General features: G+C 67.6%; 16 protein-coding genes and 1 tRNA gene. 9 read left to right on the top strand and 8 right to left on the bottom strand.

Annotation, left to right across the window (positions count from 1 at the left end; all coding sequences use genetic code 11):
- The first annotated feature begins 1 nt into the window (after window position 1).
- Together speB and ACO07I_RS05385 are read left to right on the top strand one after the other, a co-directional pair.
- Complete coding sequence (gene speB, locus ACO07I_RS05390) at window positions 2-976, top strand: agmatinase (RefSeq protein WP_422015081.1); 975 nt, start codon at window positions 2-4, stop codon at window positions 974-976.
- Between the two features lie 38 nt (window positions 977-1,014).
- On the top strand, window positions 1,015-1,863 hold the full coding sequence (locus ACO07I_RS05385) for an alpha/beta fold hydrolase (RefSeq protein WP_422015079.1): 849 nt from the start codon (window positions 1,015-1,017) through the stop codon (window positions 1,861-1,863).
- Window positions 1,864-2,004: 141 nt separating this feature from the next.
- Here ACO07I_RS05385 and ACO07I_RS05380 read toward each other — a convergent pair whose 3' ends face one another.
- Window positions 2,005-3,150 (bottom strand): iron-containing alcohol dehydrogenase, encoded by a 1,146-nt coding sequence (locus ACO07I_RS05380; protein ID WP_422015077.1) that lies wholly within the window; start codon window positions 3,148-3,150, stop codon window positions 2,005-2,007.
- 53 nt (window positions 3,151-3,203) lie between these two features.
- On the opposite strand from ACO07I_RS05380, the gene ACO07I_RS05375 reads away from it, so the two are divergent.
- Genes ACO07I_RS05375 through ACO07I_RS05350 form a run of 6 tightly spaced genes read left to right on the top strand, consistent with a single transcriptional unit; the run spans window position 3,204 to window position 9,014 of the window.
- On the top strand, window positions 3,204-4,598 hold the full coding sequence (locus ACO07I_RS05375) for a M20 family metallopeptidase (protein WP_422015075.1): 1,395 nt from the start codon (window positions 3,204-3,206) through the stop codon (window positions 4,596-4,598).
- Between the two features lie 11 nt (window positions 4,599-4,609).
- Entirely contained in the window at window positions 4,610-5,167 is a 558-nt protein-coding gene (locus ACO07I_RS05370; protein ID WP_422015073.1) for a sigma-70 family RNA polymerase sigma factor, read from the top strand.
- Window positions 5,164-5,832 (top strand): ChrR family anti-sigma-E factor, encoded by a 669-nt coding sequence (locus ACO07I_RS05365; RefSeq protein WP_422015071.1) that lies wholly within the window; start codon window positions 5,164-5,166, stop codon window positions 5,830-5,832. The genes ACO07I_RS05370 and ACO07I_RS05365 overlap by 4 nt, the downstream gene beginning before the upstream one ends.
- Before the next feature lie 59 nt (window positions 5,833-5,891).
- A complete protein-coding gene (locus ACO07I_RS05360; protein WP_422015069.1) occupies window positions 5,892-6,440 on the top strand; it encodes a carboxymuconolactone decarboxylase family protein in 549 nt (182 codons plus the stop codon).
- Between the two features lie 23 nt (window positions 6,441-6,463).
- A complete protein-coding gene (locus tag ACO07I_RS05355) occupies window positions 6,464-7,975 on the top strand; it encodes a M81 family metallopeptidase (protein ID WP_422015067.1) in 1,512 nt (503 codons plus the stop codon).
- A gap of 31 nt (window positions 7,976-8,006) precedes the next feature.
- Entirely contained in the window at window positions 8,007-9,014 is a 1,008-nt protein-coding gene (locus ACO07I_RS05350; RefSeq protein ID WP_422015065.1) for a TauD/TfdA dioxygenase family protein, read from the top strand.
- An 18-nt stretch (window positions 9,015-9,032) separates the two neighbouring features.
- Here the strand turns inward: ACO07I_RS05350 and ACO07I_RS05345 are convergent, their stop codons facing one another.
- The 7 genes from ACO07I_RS05345 to ACO07I_RS05315 all read right to left on the bottom strand — a co-directional run bounded on the left by ACO07I_RS05345 (window position 9,033) and on the right by ACO07I_RS05315 (window position 15,038).
- Window positions 9,033-10,088, bottom strand: coding sequence for a prolyl hydroxylase family protein (locus ACO07I_RS05345; protein WP_422015063.1), 1,056 nt, complete (start codon window positions 10,086-10,088; stop codon window positions 9,033-9,035).
- A gap of 64 nt (window positions 10,089-10,152) precedes the next feature.
- Entirely contained in the window at window positions 10,153-11,778 is a 1,626-nt protein-coding gene (locus ACO07I_RS05340) for a dihydroxyacetone kinase subunit DhaK (protein ID WP_422015062.1), read from the bottom strand.
- A 76-nt stretch (window positions 11,779-11,854) separates the two neighbouring features.
- Window positions 11,855-13,045: a multidrug effflux MFS transporter gene (locus ACO07I_RS05335; protein ID WP_422015060.1), complete on the bottom strand. Its 1,191-nt coding sequence runs from the start codon at window positions 13,043-13,045 to the stop codon at window positions 11,855-11,857.
- A gap of 82 nt (window positions 13,046-13,127) precedes the next feature.
- Entirely contained in the window at window positions 13,128-13,682 is a 555-nt protein-coding gene (locus tag ACO07I_RS05330) for a histidine phosphatase family protein (RefSeq protein WP_422015058.1), read from the bottom strand.
- Between the two features lie 103 nt (window positions 13,683-13,785).
- Window positions 13,786-14,088 carry a hypothetical protein gene (locus tag ACO07I_RS05325; RefSeq protein ID WP_422015056.1) on the bottom strand — a complete coding sequence of 101 codons (303 nt, stop codon included), beginning with the start codon at window positions 14,086-14,088 and terminating at the stop codon, window positions 13,786-13,788.
- Between the two features lie 135 nt (window positions 14,089-14,223).
- Window positions 14,224-14,298, bottom strand: a tRNA-Val gene (locus ACO07I_RS05320).
- Window positions 14,299-14,333: 35 nt separating this feature from the next.
- On the bottom strand, window positions 14,334-15,038 hold the full coding sequence (locus ACO07I_RS05315) for an HAD-IA family hydrolase (RefSeq protein WP_422015054.1): 705 nt from the start codon (window positions 15,036-15,038) through the stop codon (window positions 14,334-14,336).
- Window positions 15,039-15,097: 59 nt separating this feature from the next.
- On the opposite strand from ACO07I_RS05315, the gene glmU reads away from it, so the two are divergent.
- Window positions 15,098-16,471 carry a bifunctional UDP-N-acetylglucosamine diphosphorylase/glucosamine-1-phosphate N-acetyltransferase GlmU gene (glmU, locus tag ACO07I_RS05310; RefSeq protein ID WP_422015052.1) on the top strand — a complete coding sequence of 458 codons (1,374 nt, stop codon included), beginning with the start codon at window positions 15,098-15,100 and terminating at the stop codon, window positions 16,469-16,471.
- The last annotated feature ends 20 nt before the right edge of the window (window positions 16,472-16,491 follow it).

Here is a 16,491-nt window from a genome sequence, read left to right as displayed (position 1 = left end):
AATGACCAGGAGCCAGGACTTCCCCCAGCCGGTCGCCGGCACCGTGGTGCCGCGCTTCGGCGACGTCGCCACCTTCATGCGCCTGCCGCTGTTTCGTGACCCGGCAGAGGTCGAGATCGGCATGGTCGGGGTGCCGTGGGACGGCGGCACGACCAACCGGCCGGGCGCGCGCCACGGCCCACGCCAGATGCGCGATCTTTCCACGATGATGCGGCGCATCCATCACGTGACGGGCATCGCGCCCTATGAGCTGGCCCGGTGCGGCGATCTCGGCGACGCTCCGGTCAATCCCGCCAGCCTCGAGGATTCGCTCGACCGCATCGAGAAGCACTATGCGAAGCTCCAGGCCGCGGGCGTGGTGCCTTTGTCTGCCGGCGGCGACCACCTGATCACGCTGCCGATCATGCGCGGAATCCGCAAAGGGCTGCCGCCGCTCGGCATGGTGCATTTCGACGCTCACAGCGACACCTGGGACAGCTATTTCGGCGGCTTCAAGTATACGCACGGCACGCCCTTCCGCCGCGCCGTGGAGGAGGGGCTGCTCGACCCCAGGCGCGTGGTCCAGATCGGTATCCGCGGCTCGCTCTACAAGGCCGACGACAACCAGTGGGCGCTAGACCAGGGCATGCGCGTGATCACGATCGAGGAGTATTTCGACCTCGGCGTCGAGAAGGTGATCGCCGAGGCGCGTCGCGTCTTGGGCACCGGTCCGACCTATGTCAGCTTCGACGTCGACGGCCTCGATCCCGCTTATGCGCCGGGCACCGGCACGCCCGAGATCGGCGGCTACACCCCGCACGAGGCCCAGCGCATGCTGCGCGGCTTGCGCGGCCTCGACCTGGTCGGCGGCGACGTCGTCGAGGTCTCGCCGCCCTTCGACATGAGCGGCAACACCGCGCTCGTGGGCGTCACGATGATGTGGGAGATCCTTTGCCTGCTCTCCGAATCGGTGGCGAGGCGGAAGGGGCGGCTCTGACGCTACGCGTCGGCAGCGGATGGCGCTATCCTCGGCGCATGCGCGCCTTTCTCCTCGGTCTCCTGGTTGCCCTCGTCGCCTCGTCCGTCTCGGCCCAGCCGGTGCCGCGCTGGATGACCTTGCCGCCCACGCCCACGCTGCCGCCGGCCGTGAGCAGCGGCCATGCGCCGGTCAACGGCATCTCGGTCTGGTACGCGACCTTCGGCAGCGGGCCGCCTGTCATCCTCCTGCACGGCGGCCTGGCCAACTCGAACTACTGGGGCCACCAGGTTCCCGAACTGGCGAAGACCCACCGGGTGATCGTCATGGACAGCCGTGGCCACGGGCGTAGCACGCGCGACGCCAAGCCTTACGGCTATGCGCTGATGGCGTCCGATGTGTTGGGACTGATGGACCATCTCGGCGTGCCGCAGGCCGCCGTGGTCGGCTGGAGCGACGGCGCCATCATCGGGCTCAGCCTGGCCATGTCCCATCCGCAGCGCGTGTCGCGCCTCTTCGCCTTCGCCGCCAACTCAGACCCCGGCGGCGTCAAGGACGTGAACAAGAGCCCGGTCTTCATGGAGTTCATTGCCCGCGGCGAGAAGGAGTACGAGGCGCTTTCGGCCACGCCGCGCCAGTACAAGAAATTCGTCGAGGAGATCAGCACCATGTGGGCGACGCAGCCCAACTGGACGGCCGCCGATCTCGCCGCCATCAAGGTCCATACCTGGATCGTCGACGCCGATCGCGACGAGGCGATCAAGCGCGAGAACACCGAGTTCATGGCGGCGGCGATCCCCGATGCCGGGCTGCTGCTGCAGCCCGAAGTCAGCCACTTCTCGATGCTCCAGGCGCCGCAGCAGTTCACCGACGACGTGAAGCGATTCCTCGACCGCAAGTGGGACTGACCCTCGATCGCATGCTCGTTTCGACCCTGCGTCCGGGCGGCCGCGTCAGGCCACATAAACGAAATAAACGAAACATTCGAAACAATCGAAGCCAATGCCGCACCCCCGGCAGCGGCGCCCGAACTTGCAGTCAATCTGCGTTTAGGCGGCCAGTTCCAGGATCTCCTTGACCTCGGCCGGCGTCGGGATCGGGCGCGGATTGCGCGGCACCCAGGGTGTGCCCATCGCCTGCTGGGCGATCCGGTCGAAATGCTCACGGCCGATCTTCACGTCGGACAGGTGGCGCGGCATGTCGAGGCCGCGGATGAACGCGTCCAGCACGTCGCCCGCGTCTTCTCCAGGGTGGCCCATCGCGTTGGCGATCAGGGCCTGGCGATCGGCATTGGCCGGCTTGTTCCAGCGCATCACCCACGGCAGCATGATGCAGGATGTGTGGCCGTGCGGCACGTCGAACACGGCGCCCAGCACGTAGCCGATGCCGTGGCTGGCGCCCATCGGGACGCCGGCGGCGATGCCGGTCATGGAGAGCCAGGAACCGGTCTGGCAGTCGAGGCGGGCGGCCATGTCGGAGGGATCTGCCTTCACGCGCGCGAGCCCCCGCGCCAGCAGCGACAGGCCGTGCAGCGACGAGGCGTTGCTGTATTCGGTCGATTCGAGGGAGCAGACGCCTTCGACGCAGTGATCGACGGCACGGATGCCGGTCGAGAGCAGCAGCCACATCGGCGTGTGGCGCGTCACCTCGGGGTCGAGGATGACGGCCTGCGGGATGGTGAGGGGATGGCGGAACATCTCCTTCACCTTCGTGGCCTCGTTGGTGACGCCGGCGATGGCAGAGAACTCGCCGGCCGACAGGGTGGTCGGGATCGAGATCTGGCGCACGGTGGGCGGCTTCACGTCCGACAGGCCGCGGATCCGGTCCATGTCCTCGGGCGTGCGCACGTCGTTCGACAGGCAGAGCTGGACCGCCTTGGCGGCGTCGGTGATCGAGCCGCCGCCCAGGGTGACGATCAGGTCGGCGCCGGCCTCGCGGGCCTGCTCGGACGCTGCCACCACGGCGGCGCGCGGCGAGTGGGCCGGCATTTTGTCGAAGGTGCCGGCGCATTTGTTGCCCAGCGCCCGGCGCAGTTTCTCGATCTCGTCGGTTTCCCGGTTGAGGGTCCCGCTGACCATCAGGAAGACCCGGTTGGCGCCCTGGCGCTCGACCAGTTCCGACAGGGCCTCGGCGGCCGGCCGTCCGAACACCACTTCTTCCATTTTGCTGAAAACGACGCGGCCCGAAGCGGTCATGCTGATCTCCCTGTATTTTGCTATCGTGGCGGCGAAAACAGGCAAGGGAAAGCATGACCGGCACACGGGATGGGGCGATCGCCCGCGCAGAGAAATATTTCGACGAGGGCGGCTTCCTCGATGAGCTGCAGCGCCGGGTCGCCATTCCGACGACCAGCCAGGAGGCCGATTCCATGCCGGCCCTGCAGGCGTATGTCTCTGGGGAGATGACGGAATCGCTGCAGAAGCTGGGCTACGACTGCACTGTCCTGCCCAACCCGCGCAGCGAATACGGGCCGTTCCTGATCGCTCGCCGGGTCGAGGACCCGTCCAAGCCGACCGTGCTCACCTACGGCCATGGCGACGTGATCCGTGGCCAGGAGGAGCAGTGGCGCACCGGCCTGTCGCCCTGGAAGATCGTGATCGAGGGCGACAAGATGTATGGCCGCGGCACGGCCGACAACAAGGGCCAGCACACGATCAACATCGCCGCCCTGGCCTCGGTCATGCAGGAGCGCGGCTCGCTGGGCTTCAATTCGACGATCCTGATCGAGACCGGCGAGGAAACGGGGTCCCCCGGCCTCGCGGACTTCTGCAAGGCCAACAAGCAGGCTCTCAAGGCCGATGCCCTGATTGCATCGGACGGGCCGCGGCTCGATCATCGCCGGCCGACCATCTTCGGCGGCACGCGCGGCACGCTGAATTTCAACCTCTCGCTCACCATGCGCGAGGGCGGCCACCATTCGGGCAACTGGGGCGGCCTGCTGGCCAATCCCGGCATCATCATGGCCCATGCCCTGGCCACGATCACCGACGAGCGCGGGCAGATCAAAGTGCCCGAGTGGCGGCCCACGACGCTGACCAATTCGATCCGGGCGGCGCTGGCCGACGCCCATCCCGATGCGGGCGAAGGCGCGCCGGAGATCAACGAGGACTGGGGCGAGAAGTCGCTGACCCCGGTCGAGCGCGTGTTCGGCTGGAACAGCTTCGAGATCCTGGCCTTCAAGACCGGCAACCCCGACCGCCCCGTCAATGCGATCCCGCCCAGTGCCGTCGCCTACTGCCAGCTGCGCTTCGTGGTCGGCACCGACCCGCACGACATCATCCCGGCGCTGCGCCGTCATCTCGACCGGCACGGCTTCGGCATGATCGAGATCGAGCAGGCGCGCGACGTGATCATGAGCGCGACGCGCCTCGATCCCGAGAACCCCTGGGCGAAGTTCGCCTCCGGCTCGATCGAGAAGACGGCGGGCCAGAAGCCGAACATGCTACCCAATCTGGGCGGTTCGCTGCCCAACGAGGTGTTCACCGACATTCTCGGCCTGCCCACCGTCTGGGTGCCGCATTCCTACGCCGCCTGCTCGCAGCATGCCCCCGATGAGCACCTGCTGGCGCCGGTGGCCCGCGACGGGCTCAGGCTGATGACCGGCCTGTTCTGGGATTTGGGTGCGCAGGGCCGGCCGGGGTAGGTTCCCGCCCGATGCTTTCAGCCGAAGAGGCCGCAGACCTGATCGAAGCCATCGCGACCCGCCAGGATCGCGCGGCGTTCGCACGCCTGTTCCAGTATTTCGCACCCCGCGTGAAGGCCTTCATCATGCGCAGCGGGGCCGATCCCGAGGCGGCACAGGAGGTTGCGCAGGAAGCGCTGATCATGGTCTGGCGCAAGGCTGCCAGTTTCGACAGGACCAAGGCCTCGGCGTCCACGTGGCTCTATACCATCGCCCGCAACAAGCGGATCGATCACCTGCGGCGCAACAACCGGCCTGCGATCGATACCGACGATTGGCTCACGGTTTTTGCACCGGAAGACGACGGCGCCGACAAATCCGTTCTCGCCGGGCAGACGTATACGCGGATGAAGGAGTTACTCGGGGGGCTGTCTGCCGATCAGCTGGTGGTGATCGAGAAGGCGTTCTTCGAGGACAAGACCCACACGGCCATCGCCGAGGAGCTGAAGTTGCCCCTCGGGACGGTGAAGTCGCGTATCCGCCTGGCGTTGGCCCGCCTGCGGGAAGCACTGGAGAAAGACGAGCCATGAGCCGCCATCCGGCGCCCGACGAACTTCTGCTCGATTATGCCGCGGGCGCGCTACCGGACGGGCCGGCCCTCGCCGTGGCCCTGCATGTCGCGCTGGACCCTCGGTCGCAGCGCACGGTCGACCGGCTGAATGCCGTTGGCGGTGCCCTGATCGACCGCGAGCCAGTGCCGGACGTCGGCGGCGCACAAGACGCTGCCGCGCTGGAACAGGCGCTGGCGCGTCTCGACGAGGTGCCCGTCGAGCCGCGCCCTGGCCCCGCGGACCGGCGTCATCCGGCCTTCGGCTGGGCGCCGGCGCCCTTGGTGCCGCACCTGCGGCCCGGCATGGATTGGCGACGGGTCATGGGAAAGTTCGACGAGATCCGCCTCGACATGCCGGGTGACTTCCATCGCGTTTCGCTGCTGCGCCTTGAATCGGGGAGGGGCCTGCCCGAGCACAAGCACGCCGGCTATGAATATACGGTCGTCCTGCAAGGCGGTTATACGGACGAGACCGGCAATTACGGCGTCGGCGATTTTGCGGTCGGGCCGGGCGGGCAACGGCACGAGCCGATTGCCGACCCGGGCGAACCGTGTATCGCGCTGATCGTCGTCGAAAATCCCATCGTGCTGACCGGTCCGTGGGGCCGCTGGCTAAATCCGCTCGTCAGTCGCGGCTGGATCTGAAGCGGCGTTGACCGCGCAAGGGGTTCCCTTCAGGTTTGCGGCCTGAAGAGAGGACCCCTATGCCGCGCATTCCGTACTACGAAGTCGAAAACGCCACGGGCAAGCATGCCGAGCTGCTCGGCAAGCTCAACCCCATGCTCAACATCTACCGGATGCTGGCCAACTCCGAGCAGGGCGCGAAGGGCTTCCTGCGCATGGGCAACGGGCTGCTGTATCGCTGCGAGCTCGACCCGGTGCTGCGCGAACTGGCCATCGTCCGCGTCGGCCGCCTGAGCCGGACTGCCTACGAAGTGTTCCAGCACGAGCGAATCGGCCGCGAGGTCGGCGTGAGCGAGGAGAAGATCGCCGCCCTGCGCGACGCCACCATCGAGGCGCCGGCCTTCACCGACAACGAAAAAGCCGTGCTGCGCTACACCGACGACGTGGTGCGCAACGTCCGCGCGTCGGACAAGACGCTGAAGGCCGTGCAGGCCTTCCTGACGCCGGGCGCGCTGGTCGAACTCACCCTGACCATCGGCTATTACATGATGGTCTGCCGCTTCCTCGAGTCGATGGGCGTCGACGGGGAAGAGGGCCAGGCCGAGTGGCTCAAGACGGCCAAGCTGTAAGCGTCGAGTGTAGGAGTAGAGAGATGGCGTACCGCGTCCTGATCGCGCAGTTCATGCACGAGACCAACACCTTCAGCAAACTCAAGACGACGCTGGAGGATTACCGCAAGCGCTGGCTGATCGAGGGCGACGAGATGGTGCCGCGCTTCACCGGCACCAAGAACGAGGTCGGCGGCTATATCGATTCGGTGAAGAAGTACGGCTGGGAACCGGTCTGGGCGGCGGCCGCCAACGCCACGCCCTCCGGCAAGCTCACGAAGGAGACCTGGGAGCATATCCGCGACCTGATCCTCGACGCGGCTAAGAAGGCCGGCAAGCTCGACGCGATCTGCCTGTCGCTGCACGGCGCGGCCGTCACGGAAACCGAGGACGATGCCGAGGGCGCGCTGCTCGAGGCGCTGCGTGGCATCGTCGGTGCGGACATTCCCATCGTTGCCACGCTCGACCTGCACGCCAATGCCACGGTGAAGATGGCCCGGCACGCCAATGCGCTGGTGAGCTATCGCACCTATCCGCACATCGACGGCTACGAGCGTGCCGTGCAGGCCGCGGCGCTCGTGCAGGAGACGTTGGAGGGCCGCAAGAAGCCCACGTGCCTGCTGGTCCAGCCCGCCATGCTGCAGGGCGCCGATTCCGGCAAGACCACGCAGCCCGGCCTGATGCGCGATCTGCTGGCCAAGGCCGACGCCTTCGAGAAGGAGCCGGGCATCAACGTGGTCAGCGTCCAGGCGGGCTTCACGTGGGCCGACATTCCCTATACCGGGCCGTCGATTGCGGTGAGCCACGAGCCGGGCGCCGAAGGCCGGGCGAAGGAAGCGGCTGCCGCGATCCTCGACGAGATATGGAAGCGCCGCACCGAGAACACCTCGAACTTCCGCCCGGTGGCCGAGGCCATTGCCGCCGCCAAGGCCGGCGCCGGCGAGGAGGGACCGCTGGTCGTGGCCGACGGGACCGACAATCCGGGGGGCGGCGGCTACAACGACACGACGCCGGTCCTGCAGGCGCTGATCGACGCCCAGGTCGAGAACGTGGCCTTCGGCACGATCTACGATCCCGGCACGGTGCAGCAGGCGATCAAGTCCGGTGTCGGCGCGGAGATCGATGTCGAGCTGGGCGGCCATACCGATCCCTCGATGGGGGTACCGGTGAAGGCTCGCGCGCTCGTGAAGATGCTGTCGGACGGTTCGTTCAAGAACGACGGGCCGATGAATGCCGGTGTCGAGACGTCGATGGGACCGACCGCGGTGCTGCGCATCGGCGGCATCGACGTGGTCACCATTTCGAACCGCATCCAGACCATCGACCTGCAGGTCTTCCTGAGCCAGGGCATCGACCCGCGCACCAAGAGCGTGGTGGTGGTGAAGAGCGTCCAGCACTTCCGGGCGGCCTATGCGCCGATCGCCCGCGAGGTCGTGCTCGTGGATTCCGGCGGCATCTGCTCGCCGGACATCTCGCGGCTGAAGTTCACCAAGCTGCGGCGGCCGATCTGGCCGCTCGACGGGGTCAACGATCCCTATGCGGGGCAACGCTCCTGAGGCTTGGCACGACACTGGCATGAGGATGGGCATGAACATCACACGCGAGGCGCCGCTTCCGGGCGCATCCTTTGGCGCAACGCTGCGACTGGACGGCGATGCCGCGAAGATCGTGGCGTCCGCCGAGAGCGATCCGAAGGCCCTCCCGGCGGCGCTGGCCGAGGCGAAGGGGCTGCTGCTGATCCAGGGCATGAACGGGATCTCCGACGATCCCGACCTGCTCATCCGCCTCAGCCGCGTCTTCGGCCCCGAGGTCGAGGATTACCGCCACACGCTCACGGACCTGAAGTCGGTCCATGTCTCGGTGCCGGAGATCCTGCTGGTGTCCAACATGCCGCCGGTTTCCAAGGCGCCGCCCAGGCGCCCCGAACCGCCGCTGGCGGCCGACGGCCTGATTCCGACCCAGTATCCCCACCGCATGGGCTGGCACACCGACCAGAGCTATCGCCGGCCGCCGCCCGACATTTCGCTTTTTTATGCCGTGACGCCCGCGCAGCGCGACACCGGCCAGACGCTGTTCGCCAACGGCATCCTTGCCTACCAAGCCCTGCCACCGGCGCTGAAGGAGAAGGTCGAAACCCTGGTCGGCCTGCACGCCCAGCCAGGCACCGGCCGGTCGCGCGAGGCGGCCTTGGCCGGGCGCACGCCACGCGCCTTCGCGCCGCACGAGCGTTCGCAGCCGCAGCCGGTCGTGCGCGCCCATCCGGTAACGGGGGAGAAGTCGCTCTACCTCTGTGAATGGGGCCAGATGGACTGGTTCGAGGGGCCGTTCGCGGGCATGGAACCCGGCCCCCACGGCGCGGGCGCGGCGCTGCTCGACGAGATCATGGCGCACTATACGGAGCGTCGCTTCTGCTACGCCCACGAATGGACCGAGGGCGATCTCCTGATCTGGGATAATCGCTGCCTCGTCCATGCCGCGACCTGGTTCGACGGCGAGCGCGAAGGCCGATTGATGTGGCGCACGACGGTGCACGGCAATCCCGGCGCCGCTTATGCGGGCGAGAAAAAGAGCTGGATCCCGGCGGCCGTGGCCTGAGGGGACGCCTGATCCCGCTCAGCGCTTCTGGCGGAAGAAGGTCGTGAGCGCGTAGCGGCGGCCCCGGGTGACGGGGCCCACCGCGTGCAGGAGGGAGCAGGAGAAGACCGCCGCTGCCCCTGCGGGCGGGCTGACCTTGACGGCGGCATATTCCGGGAAGACCAACTCACCGCCCTCGAAATCGTCGTTGAGGTTCAGCGACACGGCGAAGGCGCGATCGGCCGTAGCAGGCGCGCCATTGTCGCGATGCGCGGCGAAGAAGTGCCGGCCCTCGGCGCTGTACGACAGCACGACATGCGCATCGAAGGTGAACTCGCGATCGAAGGCGAAGACCTTGGTGAGTTCGGGGCCGATGCGATAGGCGAGGCGGTCCGACACGGCCTTCAGCATCATCGGCTCGACGATCGTGTAATCCTCGGTGCGCTTCAGGGCCGCCATGTCGATGTTGCCGTAGCGGCTCGAGACGCCCGAATCCTTGTGGTCGCCCTTGCCCCACAGCCGGATGAGCTGGGTGCAGAAGTCCGGCTCGAAGACGCGCGGCAGGACCAGCACGGGCGCCATCGCCGTGGTCAGACGCAGGTCGGCGCCACGGTCGGCACGTATGGAGTCGGAAACGTCCCGGATCGTCTCGGCGGCGGCCAGCAGGGCGCGCGTGTCGAACGTGGTCGCGACCCGCAGGTTGGGGTCGAGCGCGATCACGCGCTGGCGCAGGCCCATGCCCTGGCCGAACGACACCGCGCCGGCCTGGGCGAGAAATGCCGGCAGGAACTGGCCCTTCTCGTCGCACAGCAGCAGCGGCTCCTCAGGCTCGGCGCCGAGCTTCTTCCAGAGCGGACCGGCCGCCGCGACCGGATTGCCGGCGACCACGACGAGCTTCGTCGAGGCCGCGGCGCAGGCCTCGCGCATGGACGCGAACTGCGCGGCATCGAGGGCGGAGAGATCGGCCACCGTGAGCAGTGCCACAGGGTCGCCGGTGAACGACCAGACGAACTTCCGCAGCTTGCCGTCGAGCCCCGGCAGCACGAAGTCGGGGATACGGTCACCGGGCCGGAGGGACAGCGTGTTCGTCGTCATTTGTTCGATGAGCTACCGGAAGGAGCGACTGCGCAAGATACTGGAAGCCTCGGGTCCAAGCGACTCAACCCCTCGCCAGACCTTCCAGCAATATGGCGACGGCTTCCGCTCCCGGATCCGGAACGCCCTGGAGATGCGAGGACGAGACATAAGTGGAGCGGCCGGCGCGGGCCGACTGCATTCGGGCGGTGGCGTCGGCACCGGCGCGTGCAGCCTTCGCGGCTTCGTCGAGGCTGCTCGACAGGGCCGCGAGGGCCGGGGCGATGGCGTCGATCATGGTGCGGTCGCCGGGCTTGGCACCGCCATAGGCCATCATCTTCGCGAGGCCGGCCGACAATGAATTCCGCCAGCTCGCACCACCCGATGCGGACTGGCTCGCGGCCGAGAAGAAGATGGCGAGCAGAACGCCCGAGGATCCGCCCATCGAGCGGGCGAGCGCCTCGCTCGTTGCCTCAAAGAAACGGTCGAGCCTGGCGAGCGGCATCAGGGGCAGCGCCGCCTGCAGGTGACGGGCGGCGGTGGCGACGGTCGAACCGGTATCTCCATCGCCCACCTTGGCGTCGAGTGTGTTGAGTTTTCCCTCGGCGGCAATGAGGATGTCGCAAGCCCGGCTCACCAGCGCGCTCAACGACGGGTTCCGGCTCGCCCTGACGGGCTTCCTCTTCAGCTCCCGCGGCAGCTTCGCGAGCTTTGGCTTCACGTGGGTGCGGATCTTCGGCCAGACCAGCGGGCTGGCCGGCGACAGCAGCGCCTTCTCGAATTCGGGCGTCAGGGGCAGAAGGCTCAGCGAGAAGCCATGCATGTCGAGGGAGGACACCAGCGTGGCCGGGCCCAGCACCAGTTTGATCTTGGCACCGCGGCGGCTGGCCAGCACCTCGTTGGTGAGCAGGTTTATCTCCAGTGCGGTCGTGGACCCGAGATTGTTGACCAGAAGGGCATAGGCGCGCGCCGGCCTTGCCGCCGCGAAGAGGCGGTCGACGAGCACGCGAGCGGCCTGGCGCGCGCCCTCGAAATTCACCAGGTCGACGCCCGGTTCGCCATGGAGGCCGAGGCCGAGTTCGGCCTTGCCATCTGGCACCCGGTCTTCGCGGCCGATGCCCGGCAGCGTGCAGGAGGAGAGCGAAATGCCGAGCGACACCACCTGGTCTGCGGCCTTTCTGGCCATGGCGGCGACGGTCTTCAGGTTCGCGCCCTGTTCGGCATAGTGGCCGGCGACCTTCTCGACGAACATGACGCCGGCGATGCCGCGCGGTTGGGGAAGGTGTGGCAGCGCGATGTCGTCCTTTACGATCACGACCTCGACCTGCTTGCCGAGGGCGCGGGCGCGTTCCACGGCGAGACCGAAGTTCAGGCGGTCGCCGGTGTAGTTCTTGAAGATGACGAGGCAGCCGCCCTTGCCCGTCACCGCCATGATCGCCGCGAACACGGCGTCGACCGACGGCGAGGCAAAGACCTCGCCGCAGACGGCGGCCGTCAGCAGGCCCTTGCCGACAAACGAGGCATGCGCCGGTTCGTGACCGGATCCGCCGCCCGCGACGATCGCCACGCGACCGGGCTTGTGATCGGTGCGCAGGACGACCTTGATGCCGGGATAGCCATCGAGACGGGCCAGGTTTGCGCCGCCGCTGCTGCGCAACAGCCCGTCGATCGCGTCGACGACGAGGCTTTCCGTACCGTTGATGAATTGCATGGCGGTCTCACGTCGTCCGGTTGCGGCGAGGTGAACGGTATAGCGGGTGGCTGGCGGCGGGAAGCCGCCGCGTCGGTCAGCCCGCCGGCGAACGCCGCACCAGCGTCCACCAGCCGACCAGCCCGACGATGCCGGTGATGGCGACGCCGATGCCGATGTTCATTTGCGTATCGTGCGGCACGTAGCCGACCAGCAGGGTCAGCACCGCGGCGGTCACCATCTGCACGAAGCCCATCAGGGCGGAGGCCGCGCCGACACGGCTGGCCGGGACGGCGGACAGCGCGTTCGCCATCGCGTTGGGCATGTTGAGGCCGTTGCCCCAGCCCATCAGGACCAGCGGCACGATCAGCGCGAGCGGCGTGACGTAGCCCAGCGCGGCCGTAGCCATCATCGCCAGGGCGCCGATCGTGAGTACGACCTGGCCCACCGGGATCAGGAGCAGGCTCTTCACCCGGCCCTGTAGGCGGCTGGAGACCAGGCTGCCGAGGACGAAGTTGCCGGCCCAGGCGAGAGTGAACCAGCCGAAGGTCTCGACGGCCACGCCCATGACCTGGATCAGCAGGATGGGACCGCCCGAAAAGAAGACATTGAAGCCGGCCGAGGCGCAGGTGGTCGCGGTCATGAGACCGATGAAGCGGCGCTCGCGCAGGACGGCGCCGAAGCCGTCGAGATAGTCGCGCACCACGCCGGTCGTGCGCGGGGCGGCCTTCGGCGCGGTTTCGCCGACGATTCGCCAGACCAGGACCAGCACGGCGATCCCGCAGGCGGCCGTGAACCAGAAATTGCTGCGCCACCCGAAGAAGCCCAGCAGCTGGCCGCCCAGCAGCGGCGAGAGTGCCGGCGCCAGCGCCATGGAAGAGGCCATGTAACCCATCGCCCGGGGCGCGTCGGGACCGGACCGGCTGTCGCGCACGATGGCGCGGCCCAGCACCACGCCGCCGCAGGCGCCGCAGGCCTGGATCAGGCGCGAGGCGATGAGGGTCTCGATCGTCGGACTGATCGCACAGCAGACGCTGCCGATCGTGAACACGACGAGGCTGCCCAGCAGCAACGGCCGGCGGCCCAGATTGTCCGACAGCGGTCCGACGGCCAACTGGGCGAAGGCAAACGCAAACAGATAAATCGAGAGCGTCAGCTGGGCGGTGCCGTAGGAGACGCTCAACTCGTTCGCGATGGTTGGCAGCGAGGGCAGGAAGATCGTCAGCGCCATCTGCGAGGAGACGGTGGCGATCATCAGCAGCCAGATCGGCGGTTTGGTCGTACGCATGCGCGGAATTTTCACGTGTCCGCGACAGGCGGAATGCCGGCTCATAGCAGCGTTCGGCGGTCCGGGGCAGGGCCGGCGTCCGTCAGGCGGTCGGGAGCCGTCCCTGGACCGCGAGCTGGCCGCCCGGCATGCGTTGCATCACAACGATCTCGCCGCTGCCGGGAAAGATCTGGCTGATTGCCGTCACCACGACCTGATGCGTCACGCACACCGTCGGCTTCGTAAGGTCGAGCTGGCCGATCCATTGCCGCAAGGCGTCGATCTGGCCGGCTTCACGCGTCCGGTCCTGAAAGAAAGAGTTGAGCAACGGTTGCGGGCGCACGTCGCCCAGGCTCATCAGGTTCGCCGTGTCGAGACAGCGGCACCACTGGCTCGAATAGATCTCGGCGGCGGAAATCGAGTTGGCGCGAAACAGGCTTCCGATACGGACGGCTTGCGCCCGGCCCTCGGCCGACAGGTTTCGCTGCGTCGCGCAGTCCTCCAGGCGAAAGCCCGACGGGTCGTTGGTGCCAGGCGCCGTGGCATGGCGAATGAGCGCAAAGGATCCGGGCCGCCGCAGGGCCGCCCAGGGATCATTCTGGGCCGAGACGGTGCGACTGCCGCCGTAGCCCGTGATGGCCACGAGGCCTGCGAGCACCGCCCGGCGCGAAGGGCTGGTCCCTGAAGGTGCGGTGGGGGAGGGTGACACCAAGTGACGTTACGTGTCGCCCTCTTGCGGGTCCACGGCGGCTGCCCCGCGTTCACTGTGCTTTGATCGACCGTGAGCCTGCTTCTTTCAGCGCCTCGCGAACCACCTCCGGCTCGCTTCCGTGGTAGTCGACCGAGACCTCGATCTCGCCAGCGAGTTCCGGCGTGCCGCGCGTCTGAGGACCATGGCCACTCTCGACGTCCGCGCCCGCAGCCCGGGTGCCGGCCGAGTTCGATTCGCCTTTGGCGCGGATGAAGATGTCGGTCCGCGCAACCCCGTGCGCCTGAACGAGGTGTTCAACGGCAAGATCGGCGTCGCGTCGTGTCTCGAATCGGGCGACGATGGTGCGCTCCATGATCAACTCCATTTGCTGTGCTGGGACTTCAACCTTCCCAGGTGCAAACGGTTGCCAACCCTCGACGCGCAGGTTCGCGCCCTCCCATGCCGATAAGGCACGAGGGGCGGCAGGAACGCTGGATTTCCGGAATAATGGTGGGCGCTGTAGGGATTGAACCTACGACCCCACCCGTGTGAAGGGTGTGCTCTCCCGCTGAGCTAAGCGCCCGGAAGGCGCGCGTATAGGGCAGCCGCGCGTGGTCGTCAACGGGTCGATGCGAGTCGCGCCAAGGCCTCGGGCAGGGCGTCGAAACGGTCGATCACGGCATCGGCGCCCAGCTCGCTGGCGGGCTTGGCCGTGTAACCCCAGCTCACCAGCACGGCCGGGATTCCGGCGCCGCGCGCGGCCTCGGCGTCGTGGGTCGAATCGCCGATCATGACGGCGCGCTTCGGATCGCCGCCCATGCGTTCCAGCAGCATCAGGATGTGGCGCGGGTCGGGCTTGCGAACCGGGAAACTGTCGGCGCCGGCCACGTCGCTGATCGGCGGCATCAGCTTGAGATGCTCGAGGATCATGCGCGACGGCTTCTCGAACTTGTTGGTGCAGACGCCCTGCTTCAGGCCGAGACGGGCGAAGGTCGCGACCACGTCGGCGACGCCGGCAAAGCCGGTGGTGTGGCTGATCGGATCGGCCTCGTAATAGCGCACGAACTCGCGCGTCACTGCGGTCAGGGCCTCGTCGTCCAGCGACCGGCCATGCTTGGCGAAAGCCTTGCCCATCGTGACCCTGCTGCCCTGGCCCATGAAGATCCGCACATCCTCCTCCGTCACCGGCGGCAGCCCGTGGTCGGCCAGGACGTGGCTGACGGCGAGTTGCATGTCTTTCGCGCTGTCGATCAGGGTGCCGTCGAGGTCGTACAGGACGGTCTCGAAGCGGTCGGTGATGAGTTTTCCGGCATCTGTCTGCATGCCGTTTTCTCTAGCACATCCGCCTTGCCCGTCCGCCAGTCGCGTGGCATCGGACGGGCATGAAATCACCCATTGCCGTGGTCGTGCTCGCAGCCGGCGCCGGGACCCGTATGAAATCGGCGCTGCCGAAGGTCCTGCATCCCCTGGCCAATCGCCCCATGCTGGCCCACGTATTGGCCAATGCAGAGGCGCTGAAGCCCGCGCGGATCGTCGGCGTGATCGCGCCCGGCGCCGCCGAGGTGGCCAAGGCCTTTGCGCTCCATCCGACGGTGGTCCAGAGCAAGCCGCTGGGGACGGGACATGCAGCCAAGGCGGCCCTGCAGGCTCTCGAGGGGCACAAGGGGCCGGTCCTGATCGTGTTCGGTGATGCGCCATTGGTGACGACGGCCAGCCTGCGCAAGCTGGTCGCGGCCTGCGCCAGGGCAGAGGCGGCGGTCGGCGTGCTGGGCTTCGTCGCCCGCGATGCCACGCCCTACGGCCGGCTGATCGTGCAGGACGGTGAGCTGGTCAGGATCGTCGAGAGCAAGGATGCCGACGCGACCGAACGAACCGTCGCCTTCTCCAATTCCGGCGTCATGTGCATCGACGGCAGGCTGATCGCCTCGCTGCTCGGTGCGATCCGCAACGACAATGCCAAACGCGAATTCTACCTCACCGACGCGGTCCGGCTGGCACGCGAAGCCGGCCACAAGGCGATCGCCGTGGCGGGTGAGGAGGCGGAGTTCCTGGGCGTGAATTCGCGCGCCGAACTGGCCGCCGCCGAGCAGGCATTGCAGCAGCGGCTGCGCGCCGCTGCGATGGCGGGTGGGGTCACCATGACCGATCCCGGGACGGTCTGGCTGTCGGCCGACACGAAGTTCGGCACCGATGTCCGGATCGGGCCCAACGTCCGCTTCGGTCCCGGCGTGTCCGTCGGGGCCGACACCGTCATCCACGCCTTCTGCGACATCGAGGGCGTGCGCATCGGCCGGGGGGTGCTGGTCGGACCGTTTGCGCGCATCCGACCGGGCTCGGAGGTCGCCGACGGTGTCCATATCGGCAACTTCGTGGAACTGAAGGCCACGCGCATGGGCAAGGGCGCCAAGGCCAACCACCTGGCCTATCTCGGCGACTCCGACATCGGCGCGAACAGCAACATCGGCGCGGGCACCATCGCCGTGAACTACGACGGCTACGGCAAGCACCGCACGGTCATCGGCGCCGACGTGTTCATCGGCTCCAACAGCTCCCTGGTTGCCCCGCTCAAGGTCGGCAAGGGCGCCAACGTAACCGCGGGCAGCGTGGTGACCGAGGACGTGCCCGCCGATGCGCTGGCCTTCGGCCGTGCCCGCCAGGTCACAAAGAAGGGGCGGGCGGCGGTGCTTCGTGCGAAACTGAAGGACCGGGCAGCGTCCCTCAAGAAGGCAGCGGCAGAAAAGTCCGGCAAGAAATAACCCCCCTTCAATGTCGAGAT

The sequence above is a fragment of the Reyranella sp. genome, assembly GCF_965227665.1.
GTDB lineage: Bacteria > Pseudomonadota > Alphaproteobacteria > Reyranellales > Reyranellaceae > Reyranella.
The sequence above is the reverse complement of the archived record's forward strand: the minus strand, read 5'-3'. Positions and strand labels throughout refer to the sequence as shown.